Below are 20345 nucleotides of genomic sequence, written 5' to 3'. Positions count from 1 at the left end.
TCGATAGGGGGCCGCATGTTCAAGATTGACTTGGCGTTAGATGCGGCCCCCGTCACGGCTGCCATGTTGGAGCTGGAGAAAAAGCACCTCCCTTTCGTGATTGCCCTGACCGCGACGCGGCTGGCCCAGCGCGTCAAGAAAGGCACCATTACGGTGATGCAGAAGCGCCTGGACAGGCCTACCCCGACCACGCTTAACAGCCTGTTCGTGAAGATGGCCACCAAGACGCGGGCGGCTCAGGTCTATTTCAAAGATTCGTGGGCATCTGGTGTGCCTGCTGACGCCTACCTACAGCAGGCGGTGAGTGGTGGCCTGAGGCCCCATAAGCGCTTTGAGAAGTCGTTGATTGCGCACGGCCTTATGCGCAGCGGGCAGTTTGCCGTACCTACTGCGGCGTTCATGAACCAGTACGGCAACGTGTCACGCGGCACGATGCTAAAGATCCTGTCGGGCCTGGGTGCTGCCGAGTCGAAGCGTGGCCATCAGGCCAACGCCAGTGGCAGTGCCAAGAGTCGCCGCAAGGGTAATGCCCATCGCTTCTTCTCTGGCGACGTTGGTGGCACGCAGGGGGTGTGGGAGCGCAAGTCCATGGGTATGGGCGACGCGGTGCGGCCGGTGTTCATCTTCAGTGACTCGGCCCCGCGATACCGCACCATCTTCCCGTTCTTCAAGATCGCCGAGAACATCGTGAAGGCCAATCGAGAGGCTGAGTTTGCCGCCGCTTGGGAGCAGGCGCTGGGGAGTGCGCGGTGATGTGCCTCGGTCGCGTGAAATCAGGGGAAAACGCGAAAAAAGATGCGTTTTCGTCGTCTTTTTCGTTCTTTTCGCTTGACAGGCGGCCCTTGGCACAAGTCCAAAAGGTACTCCCGGACCCCACCCCCCTAAGGGGGTAATTCGGGCCCCGCCCATTCGCTACGTATGACCCTTTTCTAGAGGTTGGTTGTTGTTATGTCTTCGAAGATCACCACGATCACGCGGCAGCCGGGCTGGCTGAACAAGAAGAACATGGCTGACAGCCTCGGAATTTCAGTGCAAGCCTTTGATAAATGGGACGTCCCCGCCGTCGCTAAGATCGGTCGAGAGTCGTTTTATGATGTCCGGTCGGTGATAGATAACCGCCTTCAGCATCAGGCTGGGAAGCAACAACCCGACGGTGAAGAGCGTGATCCTCACATTGCTTACAAAATAGATTGCGAGCGGCTGCGCCTGACAAAAGAGCAGGCCGACGCCCAGGCCCGCAAAAATAGGATCGGTGAGAAAGAGGTTGCCCCGGTTCCGTTCATGACTTTTGCGCTGGCAAGTCTGTCTGCGCAACTGTCCTCAACCCTCAACACCGTGCACAAGAACGTAAAGCGCAAGCACCCCGATATTAGTGCGCGGCACCTTGAGGCGATCGAAAGCGAAATCGCCGTTACGCGTAACGCGGCCGCTGGGTTAGCTGATCGTATACCGGAGCTTTTGAATGAGTACCTCGCCACCGTGGATGAAGTCCCTGGTTGAGGCTGTGCGGCGTGGGTTGAAAAACCTTGAGGTCGATCCGCCCATGACAGCAGTGGAATGGGCCGACAAGTATTTTTATATGTCGTCTGAGTCGTCTTACGGCGAAGGCAAGTGGACGACTGAGTTTTTCCAAGTGGCATTGCTGAATGCCATGGGCAACGACTTGATCCATGAGCTGAATCTTCCGAAGTCGGCACGGATCGGTTACACCAAGATGCTGATGGCGAACATCGCCTACAAGCTCAAGCACAAGAAACGCAGCGTCTGCATGTGGAGCCCAACGGACGACGACGCCAAGGGCATCATGAAAAAGCACGTCGACCCGATGATTCGCGATGTGCCAGTGATCAAGGCGATGGCGCCTTGGTTCGGGAAGAAACACAAGGACAACACCGAGGACCAGAAAACCTTCGAAAATCGGAAGGTCTTGTGGTGGTTGGGTGGTACGGCGGCGGGTAACTACCGGGAAAAGAGCCCGGATGAAGTTGGTTACGACGAGCTGTCGAGCTTCGCCGCTGACATTAACAACGAGGGCTCGCCGACGTTCCTGGGCGACAAGCGGCTGGAAGGGGCGACCTTTCCTAAGTCCATTCGCGGCTCGACGCCCAAGCTGGCCGGTAGCTGTCAGATTACTCGGGCCGCCGAGGAATCGGCCTACCTGTTGCGGTTCCATATCCGCTGTCCGCATTGCCACACGGAGCAGACGCTGAAGTGGGGCGGTAAGGATGATCCGTTTGGGCTCAAGTGGTCCAAGGATGCGTTGGGCGAGGTCGACAAGGCCTGGTATCTGTGTGAGTCCGGCAACGGCTGCACCTTCGAACATTACGAAATGGTCGAGGCGGGCCCTGCGGGTCGCTACATCTGCGAAAAAACTGGAGTGTGGACGCGCGACGGCATGGAGTGGTTCGGCGCTGATGACGCGCCGATACGCACGCCGCGCCGCCTCACGTTTCATATCTGGACCATTTATTCGACCTTCACCACCTGGGTGAAGATCGCCGATGAGCGAGTGAAGGCCGGCAAGGACAGGGGCAAGCTGAAAACATTCGTCAACACAACGTTGGGCGAACCCTGGGAAGAGGATCTGACCGAGAAGGTCGATTGGGAGTTGCTGCGCGAACGTCGCGAGGTCTACCCGGCTCCGGTGCCTACGCGATGTGTTGCGCTGATGGGTGGCATCGATACCCAAGATGATCGTTATGAGCTTCGGGTGTGGGGCTTCGGTGCGGGCGAAGAGGCGTGGTTGATCTACCGTCGAGTGCTGACGGGTGACCCTGCTAGCGCCGAGCTGTTGCGCCAAGTCGGGCTTGAGCTGCACAGGCAGTTCACCCGCGCCGACGGCACAAGAATGGGCGTGATGCGCTGGTGTTGGGACTCCGGTGGTCACCACTCGGAAACGGTGAGGGCGCAGAGTCGCAAGCACGGTTTACATTGGGTGGTACCGATTTTTGGTGCTAGTACCTACGGCAAGCCCATTGCCAGCTTCCCACGCAAGAAAGAGCGAAAGTCAAAGACCTACCTAACCGAAGTCGGTACCGACAACGCCAAAGAGGTGATTTACAACCGCCTCAAACTACAGCCGGACGGCAATCGTCCGGTGCCGGGGCTGGTGCACTTCCCGGCCGATGATGCGATCTGTGACGACGACGAACTCAAGCAACTGACCAGTGAAACCAAGAAATGGATCTTGGCGAAGGGTCGGCGTGTGCTGCGTTGGGATGCCAGCAAGAAACGTAACGAGGCGCTGGACTGCTTTGTGTACGCGCTGGCCGCGTTGCGGATCAGTCAAGAAAAGTTCGGTTTGGATTTGGAGCTGCTCGCAATGGAAGCCCAGTACGTGCCCGAGTCAGGGACGTGGGAGGTTCCCGACGCGGTTGAACCCGTGTCTGAAACGGAAGAATCAGAGCCGCCGATTGAGTCGGCGCGGCCTGAGCCACCATCAACTCAAGCCGACGCCCCTGGCGACTGGCACAACGTGGAAAGTAACGGATGGCTATAAACGCGCAGGAGATGCTGGACAAGTATCTGGAGGCAGAGGCCGCCATTCTGCTGGGTAAAACGACCATTTTAAATGGCCGCACCCACACCATGGCCGAACTGCCGCAAATCCAAGCAGGTCGACGCGAATGGGAACGCCGGGTTAACGCCCAGCGTGCGGCCGCGCAAGGCAGTCCGGGTTATGCCCTGGCTGACTTCCGTTGAACTTCCTCGACCGTTGCATTGCGGCGGTTAGCCCTGGCGCGGGATTGAAGCGCCTGGCGGCCCGTAGCGGAATCCAAGCGTTTGAGGCTGCCGAGGTCACGCGCACACACAAGGCGAAGCGACAAACGCGAAGCGCTGACAGCTCGTTGCAGCGCGACGCGGAATCGTTGCGCGGCCAGGCTCGAAAGCTGGACGAAGACCACGACCTGGTGACGGGGATTTTCGACCGGCTGGAGGAGCGGGTGGTGGGTGGTGCAGGGATCGCGGTGGAGCCGCTGCCCCTGGATCACGCGGGCAATATTCACCTGGTGTTCGCGGCGCAGATTAAAGACCTGTGGGCCGAGTGGTCGTTGCGGCCCGAAACGTCGGGCGAGTTAACCCGGGCACAAATGGAACGCCTGGTGTGCCGTACTTGGCTGCGCGATGGTGAAGCGCTGGCCCAGCTGTTGTTTGGCAAGGTGGCCAACTTCAAGCACCTGCATAAAGTGCCCTTCACCCTGGAGTTGCTGGAGCCGGACTATCTGCCCTGGAGCTACAACGACGAATCAAAAGGGATTTGCCAGGGCATCACGCGTGACGCTTGGCGCCGGGTCACCGGTTACAACCTGCTTAAGCGTCACCCCGGCAGTGCCTTGGGTTTCAGCATGTCGGTGGATACCAAGTTCGTGTCGGCTGATCGGATGTTGCACATCGCGTACCGCAAGCGAATTGGGCAGAACAGGGGGCAGCCTCTGTTGCACGCCGTGTTGACGCGTTTGGCGGACATCAAGGACTACGAAGAAAGCGAGCGCGTTGCTGCCCGTATCAGCGCAGCCCTTGCGATGTTCATCAAAAAAGGCTCGACCGACGACTACGTGGTTGCGCCTACGACTGCCGGCAAGGACGGTCAGGCCACTGGTGCCCGAAGTATTCCGATTGCCCCAGGCATGGTGTTTGACGGGCTGCTGCCCGGCGAAGACGTGGGGATGATCGAAAGCAACCGGCCCAGCCAGTTTGTGGAGAGTTTCCGCAACGGTCAGTTACGAGCGGTTGCGGCCGGTACGCGCATTGGCTACTCCACGGCGACGCGCAGTTACACGGGCACTTACTCGGCCCAGCGTCAGGAACTGGTGGAGTCGCAACTGGGTTACGACCTGCTGCAACACGAATTCATCGACTACTGGTCGCGCAAGGTTTACCGGGCCTTTATCGAAATGGCGTTGGTCAGCGGCGTACTTGTGCCGCCAGGCGACGTAAACATGGATTCGGTGTACGGCGCGGTTTATCAGGGGCCGGTGATGCCCTGGATTAACCCGGTGCATGAGGCGACCGCCTGGGATGCGCTGGTGCAGGGCGGTTTTGCGGATGAGGCCGAAGTGATCCGAGCGCGTGGGCGAAACCCGCAAGAACTTAAGCGCTCGCGTCAGGCGGAAATCGAAAGCAACCGGGCGAAAGGGCTGGTGTTCAGCTCCGACGCCTATCACAAGTTCTACGGGAAAGTGACCGTCAATGCAGACCTATCAAGCGAAAAAGAGAAAGCGTGAAGCGCCGCCGCTGACGATGCCCAGGGCGTCGGTTCAGTCGTCGGTTTCGTCCGTGATTACGGCGGCAAACCAGCCAGTGGAGAGTTGGTACTCAATGCGCGCCATGGCGCGCGGTAGTGTCGAGATCCTGCTGTATGACGAGATCGGCGGGTGGGGTATCACCGCCAAGCAGTTCGCCCAGGATCTGGCCGCCTGCGGTGACGTGTCACAAATCAATCTGCGCATTCACTCGCCCGGTGGCGATGTGTTCGCCGGCATGGCGATTTACAACACGCTCAAGGCCCACCCGGCCCGCGTAGATGTGTACATCGACGGTCTGGCGGCTTCTATGGCCAGCGTGATCGCGATGGCGGGCGACAAGGTGTATATGCCGACTAACGCCATGATGATGATCCACAAACCCTGGGGCGCGCAGGGCGGTGACGCGGACGATATGCGCCGCTATGCCGACCTACTCGACAAGGTTGAAGGAACGTTGGTGCAGGCCTACGTCAGCAAGACCGGCAAGAGCGCGGAAGAAATCCACGCGCTGTTGAAGGATGAAACATGGATGGATGGCAGCGAGGCGGTGGCAGCCGGCTTCGCTGATCAGTTGATTGATCCGCTGGTAGCTGCCGCACAACTCAAATCGAAACGCATGCAGGAGTTTGAACACATGCCGCCAGAAGCTTTTAACAGTCTGATGAACCCGCGTAACCAAGTGCCTGCCCCGGCTCCAGCTCCAGCTCCAGCGCCCGCACCGGCTCCGGTAAATTCCTTGTCAGCTGATCAGATTCGCGCCCAGGTCATTGCCGAGGAAGGCGTGCGCCGTACCGGTATCGCTGCCGCTTTCGGCAGCTTTGCGACTGCCCATCCTGAGCTTTTGCAGGCTTGCGTATCTGACATGGGCTGCACTGTTGAAAGTGCCCGGGCGCAACTGTTGGCTAAGTTGGGTGAGCAGACCACGCCGTCCAATGTCCCGGGTCTGCACGGCCATATCTCCAACGGCAATCTGGTTGGCGATTCGGTGCGTGCTTCCCTGGAGGCGAGGATCGGCATCACCGCAATCGAGGCCAGCAATGGCCTGAATCACATGCGCCTGAACGAGCTGGCACGTGCTTCCCTGACCGAGCGCGGCATTCTGGTGGCCACGCTCAATCCGATGCAGATGGTCGGTCTGGCCTTCACTCACAGCTCCAGCGACTTCGGGCAAATCCTGTTGGATATTGCCGGAAAGTCGGTTTTGACCGGCTGGGAAGAAGCCCCGGAGACGTTTCAGCTCTGGACCAAAAAAGGCCAGTTGAGCGACTTCAAAACCTCTTCGCGGGTTGGCTTGGGCGAGTTCCCGAGCTTGCGCGAAGTGCGCCCGGGCGCCGAGTACAAACACATTACCCTGAGTGATCGCGGCGAGCCGATCACGCTGGCCACCTACGGCGAGCTGTTTTCGATCACCCGCCAGGCGATCATCAACGATGACCTGTCGTTGTTGAGTGACGTGCCTTACAAGATGGGCCAGGCAGCGCGTGCGACTATCGGCGATTTGGTTTATGCGGTACTGACCAGCCCGCCGAAGATGCGTGACGGTAAGTCGTTGTTTGATGCTTCGCGCAAAAACAACGCGGCCGGTCCGGCGTCTGAGCTGTCCATTGCCAGCTTGATCGCTGGTAAGACTGCAATGGCCTCGCAAAAAACCCAGGTTGAAGGTGGCAAGCCTCGCACCTTGAACATTCGCCCTGCTTACGTGCTGACCCCGGTCGCCCTGGAAGACAAGGCCAACCAAATCATCAACTCGGCCTCTGTATCGGGCGCTGATGCTAACTCTGGCATCATCAACCCGATCCGCGGCTTTGCCAAAGTGATCGGTGAGCCGCGTCTTGATGATGCGTCGGCAACGGCCTGGTATATGGCTGCCAAGCAAGGCAGCGACACCATTGAAGTGGCTTACCTCAACGGTATTGATACGCCGTATGTGGAGCAGCAAAACGGCTTCAGCGTCGACGGCGTGGCTAGCAAGGTGCGTATCGACGCAGGCGTTGCGCCTGCCGACTTCCGTGGCCTGTACAGCGCCGCTGGCAAGTAAACCCCGCTGTCCCTGATAACCCCGCCTAGTGCGGGGTTAGTTGTTTTTGCGTTCTGGAGAATTGAGCGATGTCTAAGAATTATTCGGGTGCCGGCCGGTCCTGCACGTTTGTGTCGCCTACTGGCGGCACCAAAGCCGGCGTGCCGGTGGCGATCAACGCCTTAGTGGTGATCCCACTGGAAGACACGGTAAAAGGCCAGGCCTTTACGGGCGTGCTGGGTGAAGCCTGGGTGCTGCCGGTAACCGGTGCGCTGAAAGCTGGCGTCAAGGTCAGTGTGTTGGCCGGTACGTTGGTCGCTGATGGTACTGCGGATGCTGTGCCCTTCGGCAAGCTGCTGACTGACGCGTCTGGCGGCTTCGCTGAAGCCCTGTTGATCCAGTAATGGCTGGTGGCTTTCGGGCCTTGGCTGATCGCATGGACGCCTTAGCGGTAGAGCGCCTGGGCGATCCGGCAACGCTGGCAGATGGTCGCACCGTCTTCGGCGCCTTCGCCTCCCCCTTTGTCGGCGCCGAAATCGGTGCCGGCAAGGCCGGCGCCGCACGCCTCGGGGGGGCAATCAATGCAGACGAGGTTCTAGAACCCACCCTCACTGTGCGAGTGGTCGACGTGCAAGGCGTCAAGAAGGGTGACTTCCTAACCATCGATCTGCCGCCCTTGCTGGGTGGCGGTCGCTACAAGGTCTTTCGGCTGAAGCCTGATGGCTCTGGCATGGTCGATCTGGTGTTGAGCGTATCCAATGAGCGAACTGACGACATTACATGATGCGATAACGCGCATTATCAGCGAGCGTATGCCCAAGGTGTTGCACGTTGAGCAGTTCCCCGAGCTGGACGCCGAAGTCCAAACGCCGGCGCTGCTGTACGGCATTACTGACATGACCTTGGGCACTGATCGGGGGGAGGGGAAAACGGCGCTGATAGGCCGTTTTCAGTCCTGTATCTTGATTGAGGCCGACCGCCCCAAGGCATCGTTACAGGCCGCTATCCTGGCGTCTCAGTTGGCGGCGATCCTGAAGGATCAGTTTTGGGGCGGTTTGGATTTTGTCACCGGCCCGCCGGAGCAGGTTCACGCCCAGCCAGAAGCCCCCCAGGAGAATCTTGAGCAATTTGTAATGTGGTCGGTGCAGTGGGTTCAGCCATTCGAAGTGGGTGAATTTCAGTGGCCATGGCCCGATGAGCCGCCCGGCTCGCTGATGCTCGGGATCAATGATGACCCGAGAGAAGACTTTTTCCCGGCCGGTGACCCGCCGTGACCTATGCCAGTGCGGAACATGACCGCATGATCGCCGCCATGCTGATGCCCTGCGCGGTGGTCGGTGTGGATCTGGTGGCCCCTGCGGTGCGTGTCAGCAATGGCGAATGGACAAGCGCCTGGGTGCGCTGGCACAGCCTGGCAGCGGGCAAGGCGCGGCACTGGCGGGCGCCCAGCCTGGGCGAGCAGGGGGTGTTGTTCAATCCAAGCGGCCAGGCGGGCATGGGGACGTTTATTCCCGGGCTGTATGGCAATGCCGGCGGGCCGCCTGATAACCGCGATCATGTAGAGGTTTGGCGCTTTGACGATGGTGGCTCGCTGGTCTACGACTGGGCGGCCAAGTCCTACACGATCACCGTGCCCAGTGGCACAGTAAACATCTCGGTTGGTGGCACCTCGGTCGTGGTGGCGGACTCTTCCGTTACGGTAACGGCTGGCGACATCGGCCTGATAGGCGCGGTCAAAGTTGACGGGCCTTTGCTGGTCACGGGAGACATTACCGGCCAAGGCAAGATTATGGACGCCGGCGGCAACAGCGCTAACCACAAGCATTAACCCCATTCACTCACAGCCCGCCGCGCGCGGGCTTTTTCATGCCCGGAGAAATCATGGCCAAGACCATCGAGAAACCCGCAACCGAAGAACAAACCCCGGCCGCGCTGACGTTCCGCGATCTGGTGTACACGTCGCGCACCCTGGTTGTGCCTGAAACCGACCGCACCTACCCGGTGGCGAAGGGCGTGGTGGTGGTGCCGGAGTCCGACAAAGAGGCTGTGGCCTTCCTGCAAAACAGTGCCGAATACGCCGCCCAGGAGGGCTAAGCCAGATGATCGGAATGGACCGCCACACTGGCCAACCCATATCCGGCATTGAGCATTTGCGACAGTCCATAGCCGATATTTTGGGTACTCCCCTGGGCAGTCGCCGGCACCGGCCGGAATACGGCAGCAAGTTGCACCTGTTTGTTGATTTGCCAATAAACGCGGGCTGGAAAAGCTCGGTTCAGGCTGAAGCAGCCCGGGCCCTGGGGCGTTTTGAGCCGCGCTTTAAGCTGGAGCGCGTCACCGCGCTTTCTCTGCTGGACGGAAAAATCAACCTGAGCGTTTCCGGCCAGTACCTGGGCGACAGCTTTGTCTTGGAGGTCAGTGTATGAGCATCGTGGATCTGTCGGCGTTGCCGGCGCCTGAGGTGCTGGAGCCCCTGGACTTTGAAGAAACCTACGAGGAAGGGCTGGCCGCGTTTCGCGGCGGCATGGGTGATAACTGGACGGCGGCCCTTGAAAGCGATCCGGTGACCAAATTGCTTGAGGTTGCGGCTTACATGAAGCTCTCCAACCGAGCCCGGGTTAATGACGGCTGCAAGGCGTTGTTATTGGCCCATGCCATACGCGGTGACCTCGACGAACTTGGCGCAAACGTCAATCTGTCACGCCTGGTCATTCGGCCCGAGAACCTGCTGGCAGTTCCGCCTGTTGAGGAAGTGCTTGAGGATGATGACTCGTTCCGCGAGCGAATCCAGCTGTCTTACGAGGGGCTGACCACGGCGGGGCCGCGCAATAGCTACAAGCTGCATGCGCGCAATGCGTCGGGCCTGGTCCGAGATGCCTCGGCGGAAAGCCCGTCGCCGGCGTGCGTTACCGTAACGGTGCTGAGTGCCGAGGGTGACGGGTCGGCTACGCCGGCGCTGTTGGCCACTGTCGCGGCGGCGCTGAATGATGAGGATGTGCGCCCAATTGGTGATCGGGTAACCGTGCAAGGCGCGCAGATTCTGCCTTACCGCATTGACGCAATCCTTCACATGAGCAGCCCAGGCCCTGAAGGTGATGCCAGCCTGGCCGAAGCCAAGAGTCGCCTGGCCGCCTGGATCAACCCCCCCAAACGCCTTGGTGTTGAAGTTGCGCGGTCTGCTGTGGACGCACAGCTGCATGTAGCGGGCGTTTCGCGTGTGGAGTTGGTCGGCTGGCACGATTTGGCGCCGACGTTGGCCCAGGCCGCGTACTGCACGGGTTTCAGCGTGACGCCGGCGGTGTGACATGAAAAGCCTTCTGCCCAGCAATAGCACTCAACTGGAACGGGCCATAGAGGCGGCGTTCTTCGAAAAAACCATTGTTCCGCTGCGCACCCTCTACAACGCCGATACCTGCCCGGCGCATTTGCTGCTGCACCTGGCGTGGGCCTGGTCGGTCGACCGCTGGGATTATCGATGGTCGGAGGCGACCAAGCGCGCCGCTATTAAAGCCTCGTACTACATCCACAAGCACAAAGGGACGATTGGCGCGCTACGTCGTGTCGTAGAGCCACTTGGCTACCTGATTGAGGTCGTTGAGTGGTGGCAAACGACGCCGCTGGGGGTGCCGGGAACCTTTGCGCTGAAGGTCGGAGTGCTGGAAACCGGCATTTCCGAAGAGATGTATCAGGAGCTTGCCCGGCTTATCGACGACGCCAAACCCGTTTCCCGGCCCATGACAGGGCTTGCGATCAGCTTGGAGACCCAAGGCGCCATAAATATCGGTGTTGCCGTTTATGAAGGCGACGTACTTGACGTCTATCCACCTGTGCAGCGTGACATTGAAGTCACCGGCTACATCGGCGTGGTAGGGCGCGAACACAGCATTGACACCCTGGACGTATACCCATGATTGATAAGACCTCGCAATTTATGGCGATCCTCACCAATGTGGGGGCGGCCAAGCTGGCTAACGCCAACTCACTGGGGGTTGCCTGGAAGCTCACGGCCATGGCTGTGGGTGATGCAAACAATACTGACCCGGTGCCGAGCGCGACGCAAGCCAAGCTGGTTAACGAGTTGCGCAGAGCGCCTTTGAATCAGCTTAAGCCTGATCCGAATAACGCTAGTGTGATCATTGCAGAGCAGGTTATCCCAGAGACCGCTGGCGGCTTCTGGATCAGAGAGTTGGGGTTGTACGACCAAGATGGCGATTTGGTAGCTGTTGCCAACTGCGCGCCAACCTTCAAGCCATTGCTGGCGCAGGGATCGGGCCGAACTCAGATTATTCGTATGAATCTGATCGTCTCTAGCACTGCGAATATTGAGCTGAAGATTGATCCGTCGGTGGTTTTGTCGACCCGGGATTATGTTGATCAGTCCATTATTTCAGTGTTGCCGCCCAACAAAACACCGGGAACTTACACCAGGGTCACCACCAATAAACTAGGGATAGTTGTATCGGGTAGTAATCCGAGCACCCTTCAGGATTACGGCATTACCAATGGTTTGATTGTGGGGGCCACCTCTGACCAAAGGCCAAGTTTGTCGGCTGGAAAGCTCGGTGGTGATACGGGAAATGGCACCGGCGGTGCGCTTGAAATTCGTGAAGCGCTAATGATTGGGGCCGGCAGCCAGGCCTTCGATTATGCTCCGCGTATCCAATTTCACTGGAAGTCTGTAATTGCCAAAGCATTGGCCATGGGGGCCACGGGTGGCCTTTACTGGGGAGGCCAGCAGGTGTGGACTGCTGATGACTTTACCCCAGGATCAAAGGCAGATAAGGCCACGACCTTAGGGGGCTACGGGATTCAGGATGCTTACACGCAGCTCCAAACGAATACTTTCCTGGCACTCAAGGCGCCCCTGGCCAGCCCGACGTTTACCGGCATCGTCAATGTCCCAACCCCGACGGTGGGGGTCAAAAACAAACAGGCAGCTAATACCGAATATGTAGAGGCAGCCTTTGCGGCACTTATCGGGGCTGCGCCTGATGCACTGAATAATATTGCAGAACTAGCAGCCGCGATGGGGAACGATCCTAACTTTGCGGTAACCATCGCCAACGAACTGGCAAAAAAGCTAAAGCCTGGTGACTACGGTGTCGGTGGTAATGCGGTCGATTTTCCTGATAACAACCTGAGCAATTCGGTAGCGCCGTCTGGTCTCTATCGCACGTCAATGGGTGCGTTGAATGCTCCGCCAGGCGTAACTGTGCAAGGCTCACTGGTGCGTCAAGAGGTGTGGAATAGCGGTGTTGTTCAGCAGTGGTTCGGTGAGCACATCACCGGCCGCCTGTGGCGCCGAGCCTGCAACTCCGGCGCATGGTCTCCGTCCTGGGCTGAAATAGTGATGGGTATAGAAGGCGCGGTTGTGGCTTTTGCCATGCCGACGCCGCCCGTTGGCTGGGTTATCTGCAATGGAGCTGCTCTTTCGCGGACGACCTATGCAGCGCTATTTGCACGTATTGGGACGACTTATGGCGCTGGTGATGGTTCCACGACCTTCAATGTGCCGGATGTTCGAGGGAAGGTTGTTCGTGCTGCAGACCTTGGTAGCGGTGTCGATCCAAGTCGAGTATTTGGTTCTGACCAGATGGACGCATTTCCGGATCACGGCCATATCAACACTGTTCACTCCGCCTATGGCGCTTCGTCAGCAGGCAGCGGTGGCGAGTTCCTTGGCGCTGGAGCGCCTGGAGCCCTCCAAGTCTCGGGGCGGGTACTGGGCGCGGTGGCGCTGACGGGCGGATCGATCAGAACCGCAAATGAAACGCGGATGAAAAACATCGCTTTACTGGTTTGCATTAAATACTGAGGTTCAACATGTCGGACAAACTGGTTATCTATCATGCTGGCGTGACTGGTGAGTTCATTGGCTCCGGTTATGCAGATCCTGACCCGATGGAGCCGGGCAACTGGCTCATTCCCGCTCGGGGCTATCGTGATCAACCGCCTGAGCCAGGGGCGAATCAATCCGTTATTCGCGGCAGTACCGATTGGGAGTTGGTCGCTGATTATCGCGGCTTGATCTACAGCATCGAAAACGGGGCAGCCATCCAGTATGACGAATTGGGCGAGTTACCTTATGGCTTCACCGCCAAGCCTTACCCAGGTGCCGACTACATCTGGCTAGATGGGCAATGGTCGCTCGACGAGACGGCCCAAGATCGGCGTGAGCAAAGCACGGCACGCGCATGGCGTGACAGCGAGATCGATAATGTTAAGTGGCTGCGCGAGCGCCACCGTGACGAATCTGAGCTTGGTGTGTCGCACGTGTTGACGGATGAGCAGTTTCGCCAGTTGCTGACCTACATGCAGGCGCTTCGGGATTGGCCGGCTACGGTTGACTTTCCGAGCGCTGAGAAAAGGCCGGTAGCGCCGGCATGGATTGCCGGCCAGTCAGAGTAAAACGCCCCGCGCTGACGGGGCGTTTTCTTTTCCGTTACGCGTAACACAAACAAACCTACGGCCTCGCTTATGCGGGGCTTTTTCGTTTCTGGAGATTGAGTCCCATGAGTTTCTTTCACGGCATTACCACCTCTCTGATCGACACCGGCGCGCGCACTATCTCGCTCCCGTCGACCTCGATCATTGGCCTGTGTGACACCTTCACCCCCGGCGTTTTGGGCGGCGGTACGGCAAAGGCGGGCGAGCTGAAGTTGATCACGACCGAGCGCGAGGCCATTGCCGCGTTCGGCGCCGATTCGGCGATCACCCGGGCGTGCCAGGCGATCTATGTACGAGCAAAGGCGGTAATCGTCGCCATTGGCGTCCCCAAGCTCGCTGACGCCGCGCTGCAAACGTCCGCCATCATTGGTGGCGTTCTGGCTGATGGGCAACGCACAGGGCTTCAGGCGCTGCTGGACGGCAAGAGCCGACACAACGCCCAGCCCAAGTTGTTGATTGCCCCGGGGCACTCGGCTACCCAGGCGGTGGCCACCGCCATGGACGCCCTGGCCGGCAAGCTGCGGGCGATTGCCATTGTCGATGGCCCTAACACCACCGACGAGGCCGCGATGGCCTACGCGCTGAACTTCGGCAGTAAGCGCATCTATCTGGTGGACCCGGGTGTGCAGTATTGGGACACCGTCGAAAGCTCCACGGTGAACGCCCCGGGTTCCGCCTGGGTCGCCGGCTTGTTTGCCTGGACCGATGCCGAGTACGGCTACTGGGCGTCGCCGTCGAACAAAGAGTTTGTCGGCATCACGGGCACCACGCGGCCGGTGGAGTATCTGGACGGCGATGAGACCTGCCGGGCCAACCTGCTCAATAACGCGAACATCACCACGATCATTCGTGACGGCGGTTTCCGCCTGTGGGGCAACCGCACCTGTTCGGCCGATGCCAAGTGGTCGTTCGTTACCCGTGTGCGTACCTGCGACATCCTCATGGATGCGATTCAGGCGGGCCACAAGTGGGCTGTAGACCGCTCGATCACGAAAACCTATGTCTCGGACGTGACCGAAGGGCTTCAAGCGTTTATGACCGACCAGAAGAACGCTGGCGCGGTGATCAACTTCGAAGTCTACGCGGACACCGAGCGGAACACGGCCGCCCAGATTGAGCAGGGGAAAATTTTCTGGCGCATTCGCTTCACCGATGTACCGCCGGCCGAAAACCCGAATTTCCTGATCGAAGTCACCAACGAGTGGCTGACCGAAGTACTTGAAGCAGCCTAAGGGGGCCGAGCAATGATTCCTGAAATTTTGAGCCAGTGCGTCATGTTCATGGATGGCGTGAGCTTTTCCGGCGATGTGCCAACCATGACCCTGCCAAAGGTCACTGAAAAAACCGAAGAGTACCGGGGGGGCGGCATGAGCGGCTCTGTCGATCTGCCCATTGGCCTGGAGAAAATGGAAGCTTCGTGGGTCACCAACGGTGTTCGCAAAGAGTCGCTGAAGTTCCTCGGCCTGTCGGATCGGACCGCCGCCAACGTGGTATTCCGCGCGTCTTTCAGGGACCAGAAAGGCCGAGTAAAACCGGTAAAAGCGACCTTGCGAGGGGCGCTCAAAGAGATCGATATGGGCGATTGGGAGGCGGGTAAAAAGTCCGAAATCAAACACGCAATGGCGGTCAGCTACTACAAGCTCGAAATTGACGGGCGTGTGATGTACGAGATCGATGTGGTGAACATGGTTCAAGTAATCAACGGTGTTGATCAACTTGCCGCTGACCGTGCCGCCCTGGGCCAATAAGGATTATTGATATGACCGACGTATCTCTCGCTGCACCGCTCCCTGCCTGGCTGGTCCTGAGTGACGATGGCGTTACCGTAACGCTCAAGCACAAGGCCAACCTCAATGGGGTTGTGACCGACAAGCTCATGATGCGCGCGCCCAGCGTCAAGGATGTGATGGCCGCCAAAATGGCCGGCAATGGTGATCATGAAAAGGTGGAGCTGAACCTGTTTTGCAGCTTGCTCATGTCTACCGAGGAAGAACTCATGAGCCTCAAATACAAGGACTACATGCGCCTTCAGGCGGGCTATTTTCGCCTGGTTGAAGAAGACGACGTGTAACGAGGGCACGCTTAAGGTGCTGGCCAAGCGCTTGGCAAAAGAGACGGGTTTTTCGTCTGCCGAGATCCTGGCCATGCCCTTTAACGTGATGGTGTGGTGGCTCACGGAATGAGCCGCCGCTGATCTTCCCGACGTATAGGGCGCGCACATGGCAAACAAACTGGCTCTCGGCCTGGTGATCGGCGGCGCCGTCAGCTCGACGGTGGGCGCGGCGTTCAAGGACGTCAGCAACAAAATCAAGAAGCTGGAGGAACAAGGCGCTAAGGCGCGGGTGCTGGAAAAAACCATTGGCGAAACCATGCGCTTGCGCGATGAATGGCGCAAAGCGCACATGGCCGGCGACAAGGGGGCCGCTGCGCTTCAGCGAAAGCTGGAGAACAATCTGGAGGGGCTGCGTAAGCAGGGCGTTGAAGTGCGCAACCTGACCAAGGCCTATGGCGCAATGGGTCGTGAGGCGGCGAAAGCCGAGCTTAAGGCCAAGGGTCATATGCAGATTGATGCCGGCAAGCAGAAGCTGAAAAGCAGCATTGGCCAGGCTGCGGCAGCCACCGCGTCAATGGCCATTCCGACAAAGGTCAGTGCTGACTTTGGCGCGATCATCCGAGACATTGCGATCAAGGCGAACATTGCCAACACGCCTGAAGAGGCGCAGATGTCGAAAACGATCATCGGCACTTCGCGTGATACCGGCATGGCGCGCAATCAGGTGGCCGAGGTCGTTAACGCCCTGGTAGGGGCCGGCATGGAGCTTGATAAAGCCATGTCATACGCGCCGGTCGCGGCCAAGTTTGCCATTGGCCAGGGATCTGACGGCGGCGAAACCGCGCGGATGATCAACGCTCTCGGGCAGAACGCCAAAATCTCCGACCCGGCCGTGATGCAGAAGGCGCTAGAGGCTATCGCCTATCAGGGCCAGGCGGGCAGTTTTGAGGCGGCCGACATGGCGCGTTGGTTCCCTGAGCTGCTGGCGGGTATGGGCAAGATCGGCATTACCGGCATGGATGCGGTGACGCAACTGGGCTCGATGCTTCAAGTGCAGATGAAAACTGCCGGCGGTGCCGACGAGGCGGCCAACAACCTCAAGAACTGGATGGAGAAAATCGGTTCCGGGGATACAGTCAAGGCCTACAAGGACGCGGGGATTGACTATCAAGGGTCGATGAACACCGGGTTGCAGAACGGCAAGTCCACCCTGGAATCCAGCTTTGAGTTGGCACAAAAATACATCGCCGCCACGGACCCGAAAAAGGCCGCTGCCATGGCGGCTGCCACGGCCAAAATCAGCAAGGAAGCTGACCCCCAAAAAGCCAAGGCCATGATTGCCTCCCTGGAGCAGGCATTACGGACTGGCGACTTGTTCGCAGATATGCAGGTAAAAGGCGCTTTGACGGCGTTTATGCAGAACAAAGAGCTGTATGCCCAGCTCAAGAAAGACTCGGCGTCCGCCACGGGGATCTTGGATAAGAACCTTGAAGAGCGGCGTCAAGCGTCGGCGCAAAAGTGGGCTGAAATGGCCCAGGGCATGGATGACGCGATGCGCGCCATCGGTGACGCCCTCCGGCCGGTCACGGACAAAGTGGCGGATGGCTTGGCCTATGTCTCCCAGGGGCTTGCCAAGTTGTCTGACGAGTCGCCCCGGGTTGTCATGGGTATCGGCGCAGCGGTCGCGGCCGTGATCGCCTTTCAGACCGCCATGAGCGGTTTCAAGATTGCCAAGGGGTTGGCCAACCTTGGGCGGGGCACCCTGATGGGTAACCCGAACATCCCGCAAAAAGTCATAGTGACGAATATGCCCATGGGCGGGGCTGGTGGCGGCGGTTTGGGTGACCTCGATGACACGGGCGTAAAAGACGAAAAGGGCGGGAAAGGCAAAGGCAAGGGCGGTGGCCGGGGCGGTCGAAGCCCTGGGCGCGGGCTGGGTGTGAGCCTCAAGGGCCCGGCGGTGTTGGCGTTGATTGATGCCGGGTTTAAGGCAAAAGACACCTACGACAACGCCGAGACTCAGGACGAAAAGGCCGAGGGCTACGGCGCGGCCGCTGGCAGCTTTGCCGGCACGCTCGCCGGCGCGGCTGCGGGTGCGGCCATTGGTTCGGCTGTTCCGGTGATCGGCACGATTGTGGGTGGCTTGATTGGCGGCTGGCTGGGCAGCATGGGCGGTGACGCGCTCGGCGGCGCCGTTGGCAAGTCCATGTTTGGCACCGACGAGTCCAGCAAGGTCATGCCGGTGGCGGGGCCGCTGATGATGAGGGATGCCGGCAAGGACATACCGCCGGTGCTGGGCGACATTGCCAAGTCGTTTGAGCCGGCGCGTACAGGCCCGCTCATGATGGTCAACCCAGGCCAAGGGGTGTTGTCGGCAGCGCCTGGCGCCGTCAATCCGGGCGATGCCGCGCGATCCATGATGCTCCCACCAGCCAGTGCGGAGGCGGCTGTGGGGCCACTTGCGGCGCCTCTGGCGGCGGCGGTGGTGGCGAAGGTTCAGCCGGCGAAGATTGAGGCCAAGATTGATGTTCACGCGCCGCTCACAGTGACGGTGCAAGGCGATGTGAAAGACCCGGCCGAGCTTGTGGCCCAGTTGCGGCCGTTGATGGAACAGCAGCAACGCGACATCGCCCAGCAGTTGGAAAACCGCAAGCTCTACGACGCGCCGCATATCTAGGGGGGAATATGGAAGCACTGGTACAGCTACAGTCTGGCCTGAAGTTCCTGGCCACGGCCGGTGAAGAAGGTCGGCGCAGTATCGACGGGGTGATAGGGCCGGTAAATGGTGCGATCAGTGAAATCACCGGGGCTGCTGATGCCCTGGAGGATCTGCCGTTTATTGGCCCGGCGGTGGGGGCGAAGCTGCAGCGGGTTATGCGCGGTATCTCCACGGCTCAGGCCAAGGTGGGCCAGGTGATCGCGACCTACAACCGGGCCACTCGGGCGCTGTCGAACGTTGATGAGCGCATGGGTGTTTTGAAAGAGCAGGCCGGGCGAGCAGCACGAACGATTAACAAGATCGCCGGCATGATTGATCCGTCATTGGCAAACATCATTCCCACCGGTGCATTTGCCACGGACGCAACGCCGGCGAAAGAGGCGGTCAAGCCGTTCCCGCATCTGCTGATTCTTCAGCCGCTGGACCCGAAGGCCCAGCCGTATTACTTCAACCTTGATACGGCGGCCTTCGATTCGTTGCGGCGCTCGACCGAATACCGCTGGGCTTCCCAGGAGCGGTTAACACGGCGGCCCGCTCAGCAGGCCGTGGGCATGGGTGACGAGAAAATCACGCTGAAGGGCGATATTTTCACCGGCTTCCGGGGGGGGTTGGGGCAGCTCAACGCGCTGCGTTCGATTGGCTCCCAGCTCAAACCGCTGACCCTGACCACGGGGTATGGCTTTGTCCTGGGCACGTGGTGCCTCAAGACCATTGACGAGGATCAAAGCGCCCTGATGCAGGGCGGTATCCCCCGCAAGCAGGCGTTTAACTTGGAGTTTGTGCGCTATGGCGACGACATGCAGAACATCTGACGGGGATCTGCTGGACACCATTTGCCATAACTTCTATGGCCATCTGGTGGGCACCGTTGAGGCGGTGCTGGCGGCCAATCAGGGCCTGGCGGATGAGGAACAACCTTACCGCACGGGTGTGGTGATCGTTCTGCCGGATCTGCCAGGCCCTGTGGATGAGCAAGTGGCTCTGTGGGATTGAGTCAGTTCACGGCATCCAGGCATTCCTGGCGTTCTTTTTCGTAGCTGTCTACGCCGTTTTCAAACTGACGAGTGTTGAGGCCTATCAGGCCTTGCCACGCTGAAGCGGCGCTTATGCCGGCCTCGTTGCACTTGTGGAACGGGGTAAACAAAACCCCGAACTTTCCGCCCTCATTCTCAAGGCTGGCCAAGGCCTGGGCCTGTTTGCGGCGTTCAACCGGGTCGGCTTTGCCGCTGCGGATCTGCGCGTTCCCGCGCTCTACCGCTGCATCCAAACGAGTAATGAAGTCTTTTGCGTCGCTTCGCGTCGGCTCTGCGGCCTGGCTGGAAAGCGCGGTGCCGGCGAGCAGTGCGGCGATAAACATCCGTTTCATGGGAATCCTTACTGGCTGAAGTTGAGGGCCGGGATTCTATGGGCGGTTGAGTACCGAGTCTATTCGGCGTTACGCGTAACGCCTCCCCCTCAATTGCGCCTGGCGCGCTCTCTTGGCCAATGCCTATGACCCCCCAATTTAGAATCGTTGCGAACGGTTCCGACATCACGTCACTGATTAACGATCGGCTTTTGCTGCTGCGCACCACGGACAAGCCCGGCATGGAGTCGGACGAGTTTGAGTTGCGCATTGATGACCGTGACGGCCTGGTGACGCTGCCCAAGCGCGGCGCCGGGATCGAGGTCTACCTGGGCTATGCCGAAACCTCCCTGGTGCGCCTTGGGCGCTATGTGGTCGATGAGATCGAAGTGTCAGGCCCGCCGGACACTATCGTTATCCGTGGCAAGGCCAGCGACATGCGCGGCACCGGCAAATCCATCCGCAGCGGCAGCTGGGAAGACGCGCCGCTGTCGAAAATCGTTGCGGATATTGCGGCG

The 20345-nt window shown here is 59.5% G+C and carries 23 protein-coding genes and 1 pseudogene; 23 read left to right on the top strand and 1 reads right to left on the bottom strand.

The features are described from left to right. Nucleotides 1–15 precede the first annotated feature (15 nt). The 22 genes from OPU96_RS27340 (at nt 16) to OPU96_RS27235 (ending at nt 19475) form a co-directional block, all read left to right on the top strand. A complete protein-coding gene (locus tag OPU96_RS27340; protein ID WP_498560062.1) occupies nt 16–753 on the top strand; it encodes a hypothetical protein in 738 nt (245 codons plus the stop codon). 195 nt (nt 754–948) lie between these two features. Further along, nucleotides 949–1500, top strand: a complete 552-nt coding sequence (locus OPU96_RS27335) for a terminase small subunit (RefSeq protein WP_498560061.1) — start codon at nt 949–951, stop codon at nt 1498–1500. After that, entirely contained in the window at nt 1463–3499 is a 2037-nt protein-coding gene (locus OPU96_RS27330) for a phage terminase large subunit family protein (protein ID WP_498560060.1), read from the top strand. The genes OPU96_RS27335 and OPU96_RS27330 overlap by 38 nt, the downstream gene beginning before the upstream one ends. After that, complete coding sequence (locus OPU96_RS27325; RefSeq protein ID WP_498560059.1) at nt 3490–3702, top strand: DUF6148 family protein; 213 nt, start codon at nt 3490–3492, stop codon at nt 3700–3702. Before OPU96_RS27330 ends, OPU96_RS27325 begins: the two co-directional genes overlap by 10 nt. Then, entirely contained in the window at nt 3699–5225 is a 1527-nt protein-coding gene (locus tag OPU96_RS27320) for a phage portal protein (protein WP_498560058.1), read from the top strand. Before OPU96_RS27325 ends, OPU96_RS27320 begins: the two co-directional genes overlap by 4 nt. A 16-nt stretch (nt 5226–5241) precedes the next feature. Beyond that, entirely contained in the window at nt 5242–7284 is a 2043-nt protein-coding gene (locus OPU96_RS27315) for a ClpP-like prohead protease/major capsid protein fusion protein (protein WP_498560094.1), read from the top strand. Between the two features lie 68 nt (nt 7285–7352). Further along, the gene (locus OPU96_RS27310; RefSeq protein ID WP_498560057.1) at nt 7353–7667 is read left to right on the top strand and encodes a hypothetical protein; all 315 of its coding nucleotides are present in this window, start codon (nt 7353–7355) and stop codon (nt 7665–7667) included. Next, nucleotides 7667–8047, top strand: a complete 381-nt coding sequence (locus tag OPU96_RS27305) for a head-tail joining protein (RefSeq protein WP_498560056.1) — start codon at nt 7667–7669, stop codon at nt 8045–8047. Before OPU96_RS27310 ends, OPU96_RS27305 begins: the two co-directional genes overlap by 1 nt. After that, nucleotides 8022–8537 (top strand): hypothetical protein, encoded by a 516-nt coding sequence (locus OPU96_RS27300; RefSeq protein ID WP_498560055.1) that lies wholly within the window; start codon nt 8022–8024, stop codon nt 8535–8537. Before OPU96_RS27305 ends, OPU96_RS27300 begins: the two co-directional genes overlap by 26 nt. Beyond that, complete coding sequence (locus OPU96_RS27295) at nt 8534–9091, top strand: phage baseplate assembly protein V (protein ID WP_498560054.1); 558 nt, start codon at nt 8534–8536, stop codon at nt 9089–9091. Before OPU96_RS27300 ends, OPU96_RS27295 begins: the two co-directional genes overlap by 4 nt. 53 nt (nt 9092–9144) lie before the next feature. Continuing rightward, complete coding sequence (locus OPU96_RS27290; RefSeq protein ID WP_498560053.1) at nt 9145–9357, top strand: hypothetical protein; 213 nt, start codon at nt 9145–9147, stop codon at nt 9355–9357. A 5-nt stretch (nt 9358–9362) separates the two neighbouring features. After that, on the top strand, nt 9363–9689 hold the full coding sequence (locus OPU96_RS27285) for a GPW/gp25 family protein (protein WP_498560052.1): 327 nt from the start codon (nt 9363–9365) through the stop codon (nt 9687–9689). After that, the gene (locus tag OPU96_RS27280; protein WP_498560051.1) at nt 9686–10567 is read left to right on the top strand and encodes a baseplate J/gp47 family protein; all 882 of its coding nucleotides are present in this window, start codon (nt 9686–9688) and stop codon (nt 10565–10567) included. Before OPU96_RS27285 ends, OPU96_RS27280 begins: the two co-directional genes overlap by 4 nt. 1 nt (nt 10568) lies before the next feature. Beyond that, on the top strand, nt 10569–11174 hold the full coding sequence (locus OPU96_RS27275) for a phage tail protein I (protein ID WP_498560050.1): 606 nt from the start codon (nt 10569–10571) through the stop codon (nt 11172–11174). After that, nucleotides 11171–13078 carry a phage tail-collar fiber domain-containing protein gene (locus OPU96_RS27270; RefSeq protein WP_498560049.1) on the top strand — a complete coding sequence of 636 codons (1908 nt, stop codon included), beginning with the start codon at nt 11171–11173 and terminating at the stop codon, nt 13076–13078. The genes OPU96_RS27275 and OPU96_RS27270 overlap by 4 nt, the downstream gene beginning before the upstream one ends. 8 nt (nt 13079–13086) lie before the next feature. After that, entirely contained in the window at nt 13087–13671 is a 585-nt protein-coding gene (locus OPU96_RS27265; protein WP_498560048.1) for a phage tail assembly chaperone, read from the top strand. 104 nt (nt 13672–13775) lie between these two features. Then, nucleotides 13776–14942 (top strand): phage tail sheath subtilisin-like domain-containing protein, encoded by a 1167-nt coding sequence (locus OPU96_RS27260; RefSeq protein ID WP_498560047.1) that lies wholly within the window; start codon nt 13776–13778, stop codon nt 14940–14942. Between the two features lie 12 nt (nt 14943–14954). Continuing rightward, complete coding sequence (locus OPU96_RS27255; RefSeq protein WP_498560046.1) at nt 14955–15458, top strand: phage major tail tube protein; 504 nt, start codon at nt 14955–14957, stop codon at nt 15456–15458. An 11-nt stretch (nt 15459–15469) separates the two neighbouring features. Continuing rightward, a complete protein-coding gene (locus OPU96_RS27250) occupies nt 15470–15781 on the top strand; it encodes a phage tail assembly protein (RefSeq protein ID WP_498560045.1) in 312 nt (103 codons plus the stop codon). A 148-nt stretch (nt 15782–15929) separates the two neighbouring features. Continuing rightward, complete coding sequence (locus OPU96_RS27245) at nt 15930–18440, top strand: phage tail tape measure protein (protein ID WP_498560044.1); 2511 nt, start codon at nt 15930–15932, stop codon at nt 18438–18440. Nucleotides 18441–18448: 8 nt separating this feature from the next. Further along, nucleotides 18449–19294 (top strand): phage tail protein, encoded by an 846-nt coding sequence (locus OPU96_RS27240; protein WP_498560043.1) that lies wholly within the window; start codon nt 18449–18451, stop codon nt 19292–19294. Beyond that, nucleotides 19269–19475, top strand: coding sequence for a tail protein X (locus OPU96_RS27235; protein WP_498560042.1), 207 nt, complete (start codon nt 19269–19271; stop codon nt 19473–19475). The genes OPU96_RS27240 and OPU96_RS27235 overlap by 26 nt, the downstream gene beginning before the upstream one ends. Before the next feature lies 1 nt (nt 19476). Here OPU96_RS27235 and OPU96_RS27230 read toward each other — a convergent pair whose 3' ends face one another. After that, a complete protein-coding gene (locus tag OPU96_RS27230) occupies nt 19477–19848 on the bottom strand; it encodes a hypothetical protein (protein ID WP_498560041.1) in 372 nt (123 codons plus the stop codon). Nucleotides 19849–19973: 125 nt separating this feature from the next. Here OPU96_RS27230 and OPU96_RS27225 point away from each other — a divergent pair. Beyond that, nucleotides 19974–20345, top strand: a pseudogene (locus OPU96_RS27225) (phage late control D family protein); the annotation flags it as partial.

The sequence above is a fragment of the Pseudomonas sp. RP-B7 genome (assembly GCF_059803535.1).
Note: the sequence above shows the minus strand (reverse complement) of the source record. Positions and strands in the feature narration are given on the sequence as shown.

Bases quoted from the DNA above. Each gene is read 5' to 3' on its own strand.
- OPU96_RS27340 (WP_498560062.1), top strand. From the start codon at position 16: ATGTTCAAGATTGACTTGGCGTTAGATGCGGCCCCCGTCACGGCTGCC.
- OPU96_RS27310 (WP_498560057.1), top strand. From the start codon at position 7,353: ATGTCTAAGAATTATTCGGGTGCCGGCCGGTCCTGCACGTTTGTGTCG.
- OPU96_RS27255 (WP_498560046.1), top strand. From the start codon at position 14,955: ATGATTCCTGAAATTTTGAGCCAGTGCGTCATGTTCATGGATGGCGTG.
- OPU96_RS27230 (WP_498560041.1), bottom strand. From the start codon at position 19,848: ATGAAACGGATGTTTATCGCCGCACTGCTCGCCGGCACCGCGCTTTCC.
- OPU96_RS27305 (WP_498560056.1), top strand. From the start codon at position 7,667: ATGGCTGGTGGCTTTCGGGCCTTGGCTGATCGCATGGACGCCTTAGCG.
- OPU96_RS27335 (WP_498560061.1), top strand. From the start codon at position 949: ATGTCTTCGAAGATCACCACGATCACGCGGCAGCCGGGCTGGCTGAAC.
- OPU96_RS27240 (WP_498560043.1), top strand. From the start codon at position 18,449: ATGGAAGCACTGGTACAGCTACAGTCTGGCCTGAAGTTCCTGGCCACG.
- OPU96_RS27235 (WP_498560042.1), top strand. From the start codon at position 19,269: ATGGCGACGACATGCAGAACATCTGACGGGGATCTGCTGGACACCATT.
- OPU96_RS27330 (WP_498560060.1), top strand. From the start codon at position 1,463: ATGAGTACCTCGCCACCGTGGATGAAGTCCCTGGTTGAGGCTGTGCGG.
- OPU96_RS27275 (WP_498560050.1), top strand. From the start codon at position 10,569: ATGAAAAGCCTTCTGCCCAGCAATAGCACTCAACTGGAACGGGCCATA.
- OPU96_RS27260 (WP_498560047.1), top strand. From the start codon at position 13,776: ATGAGTTTCTTTCACGGCATTACCACCTCTCTGATCGACACCGGCGCG.
- OPU96_RS27285 (WP_498560052.1), top strand. From the start codon at position 9,363: ATGATCGGAATGGACCGCCACACTGGCCAACCCATATCCGGCATTGAG.
- OPU96_RS27250 (WP_498560045.1), top strand. From the start codon at position 15,470: ATGACCGACGTATCTCTCGCTGCACCGCTCCCTGCCTGGCTGGTCCTG.
- OPU96_RS27300 (WP_498560055.1), top strand. From the start codon at position 8,022: ATGAGCGAACTGACGACATTACATGATGCGATAACGCGCATTATCAGC.
- OPU96_RS27265 (WP_498560048.1), top strand. From the start codon at position 13,087: ATGTCGGACAAACTGGTTATCTATCATGCTGGCGTGACTGGTGAGTTC.
- OPU96_RS27290 (WP_498560053.1), top strand. From the start codon at position 9,145: ATGGCCAAGACCATCGAGAAACCCGCAACCGAAGAACAAACCCCGGCC.
- OPU96_RS27280 (WP_498560051.1), top strand. From the start codon at position 9,686: ATGAGCATCGTGGATCTGTCGGCGTTGCCGGCGCCTGAGGTGCTGGAG.
- OPU96_RS27325 (WP_498560059.1), top strand. From the start codon at position 3,490: ATGGCTATAAACGCGCAGGAGATGCTGGACAAGTATCTGGAGGCAGAG.
- OPU96_RS27270 (WP_498560049.1), top strand. From the start codon at position 11,171: ATGATTGATAAGACCTCGCAATTTATGGCGATCCTCACCAATGTGGGG.
- OPU96_RS27315 (WP_498560094.1), top strand. From the start codon at position 5,242: ATGCCCAGGGCGTCGGTTCAGTCGTCGGTTTCGTCCGTGATTACGGCG.
- OPU96_RS27245 (WP_498560044.1), top strand. From the start codon at position 15,930: ATGGCAAACAAACTGGCTCTCGGCCTGGTGATCGGCGGCGCCGTCAGC.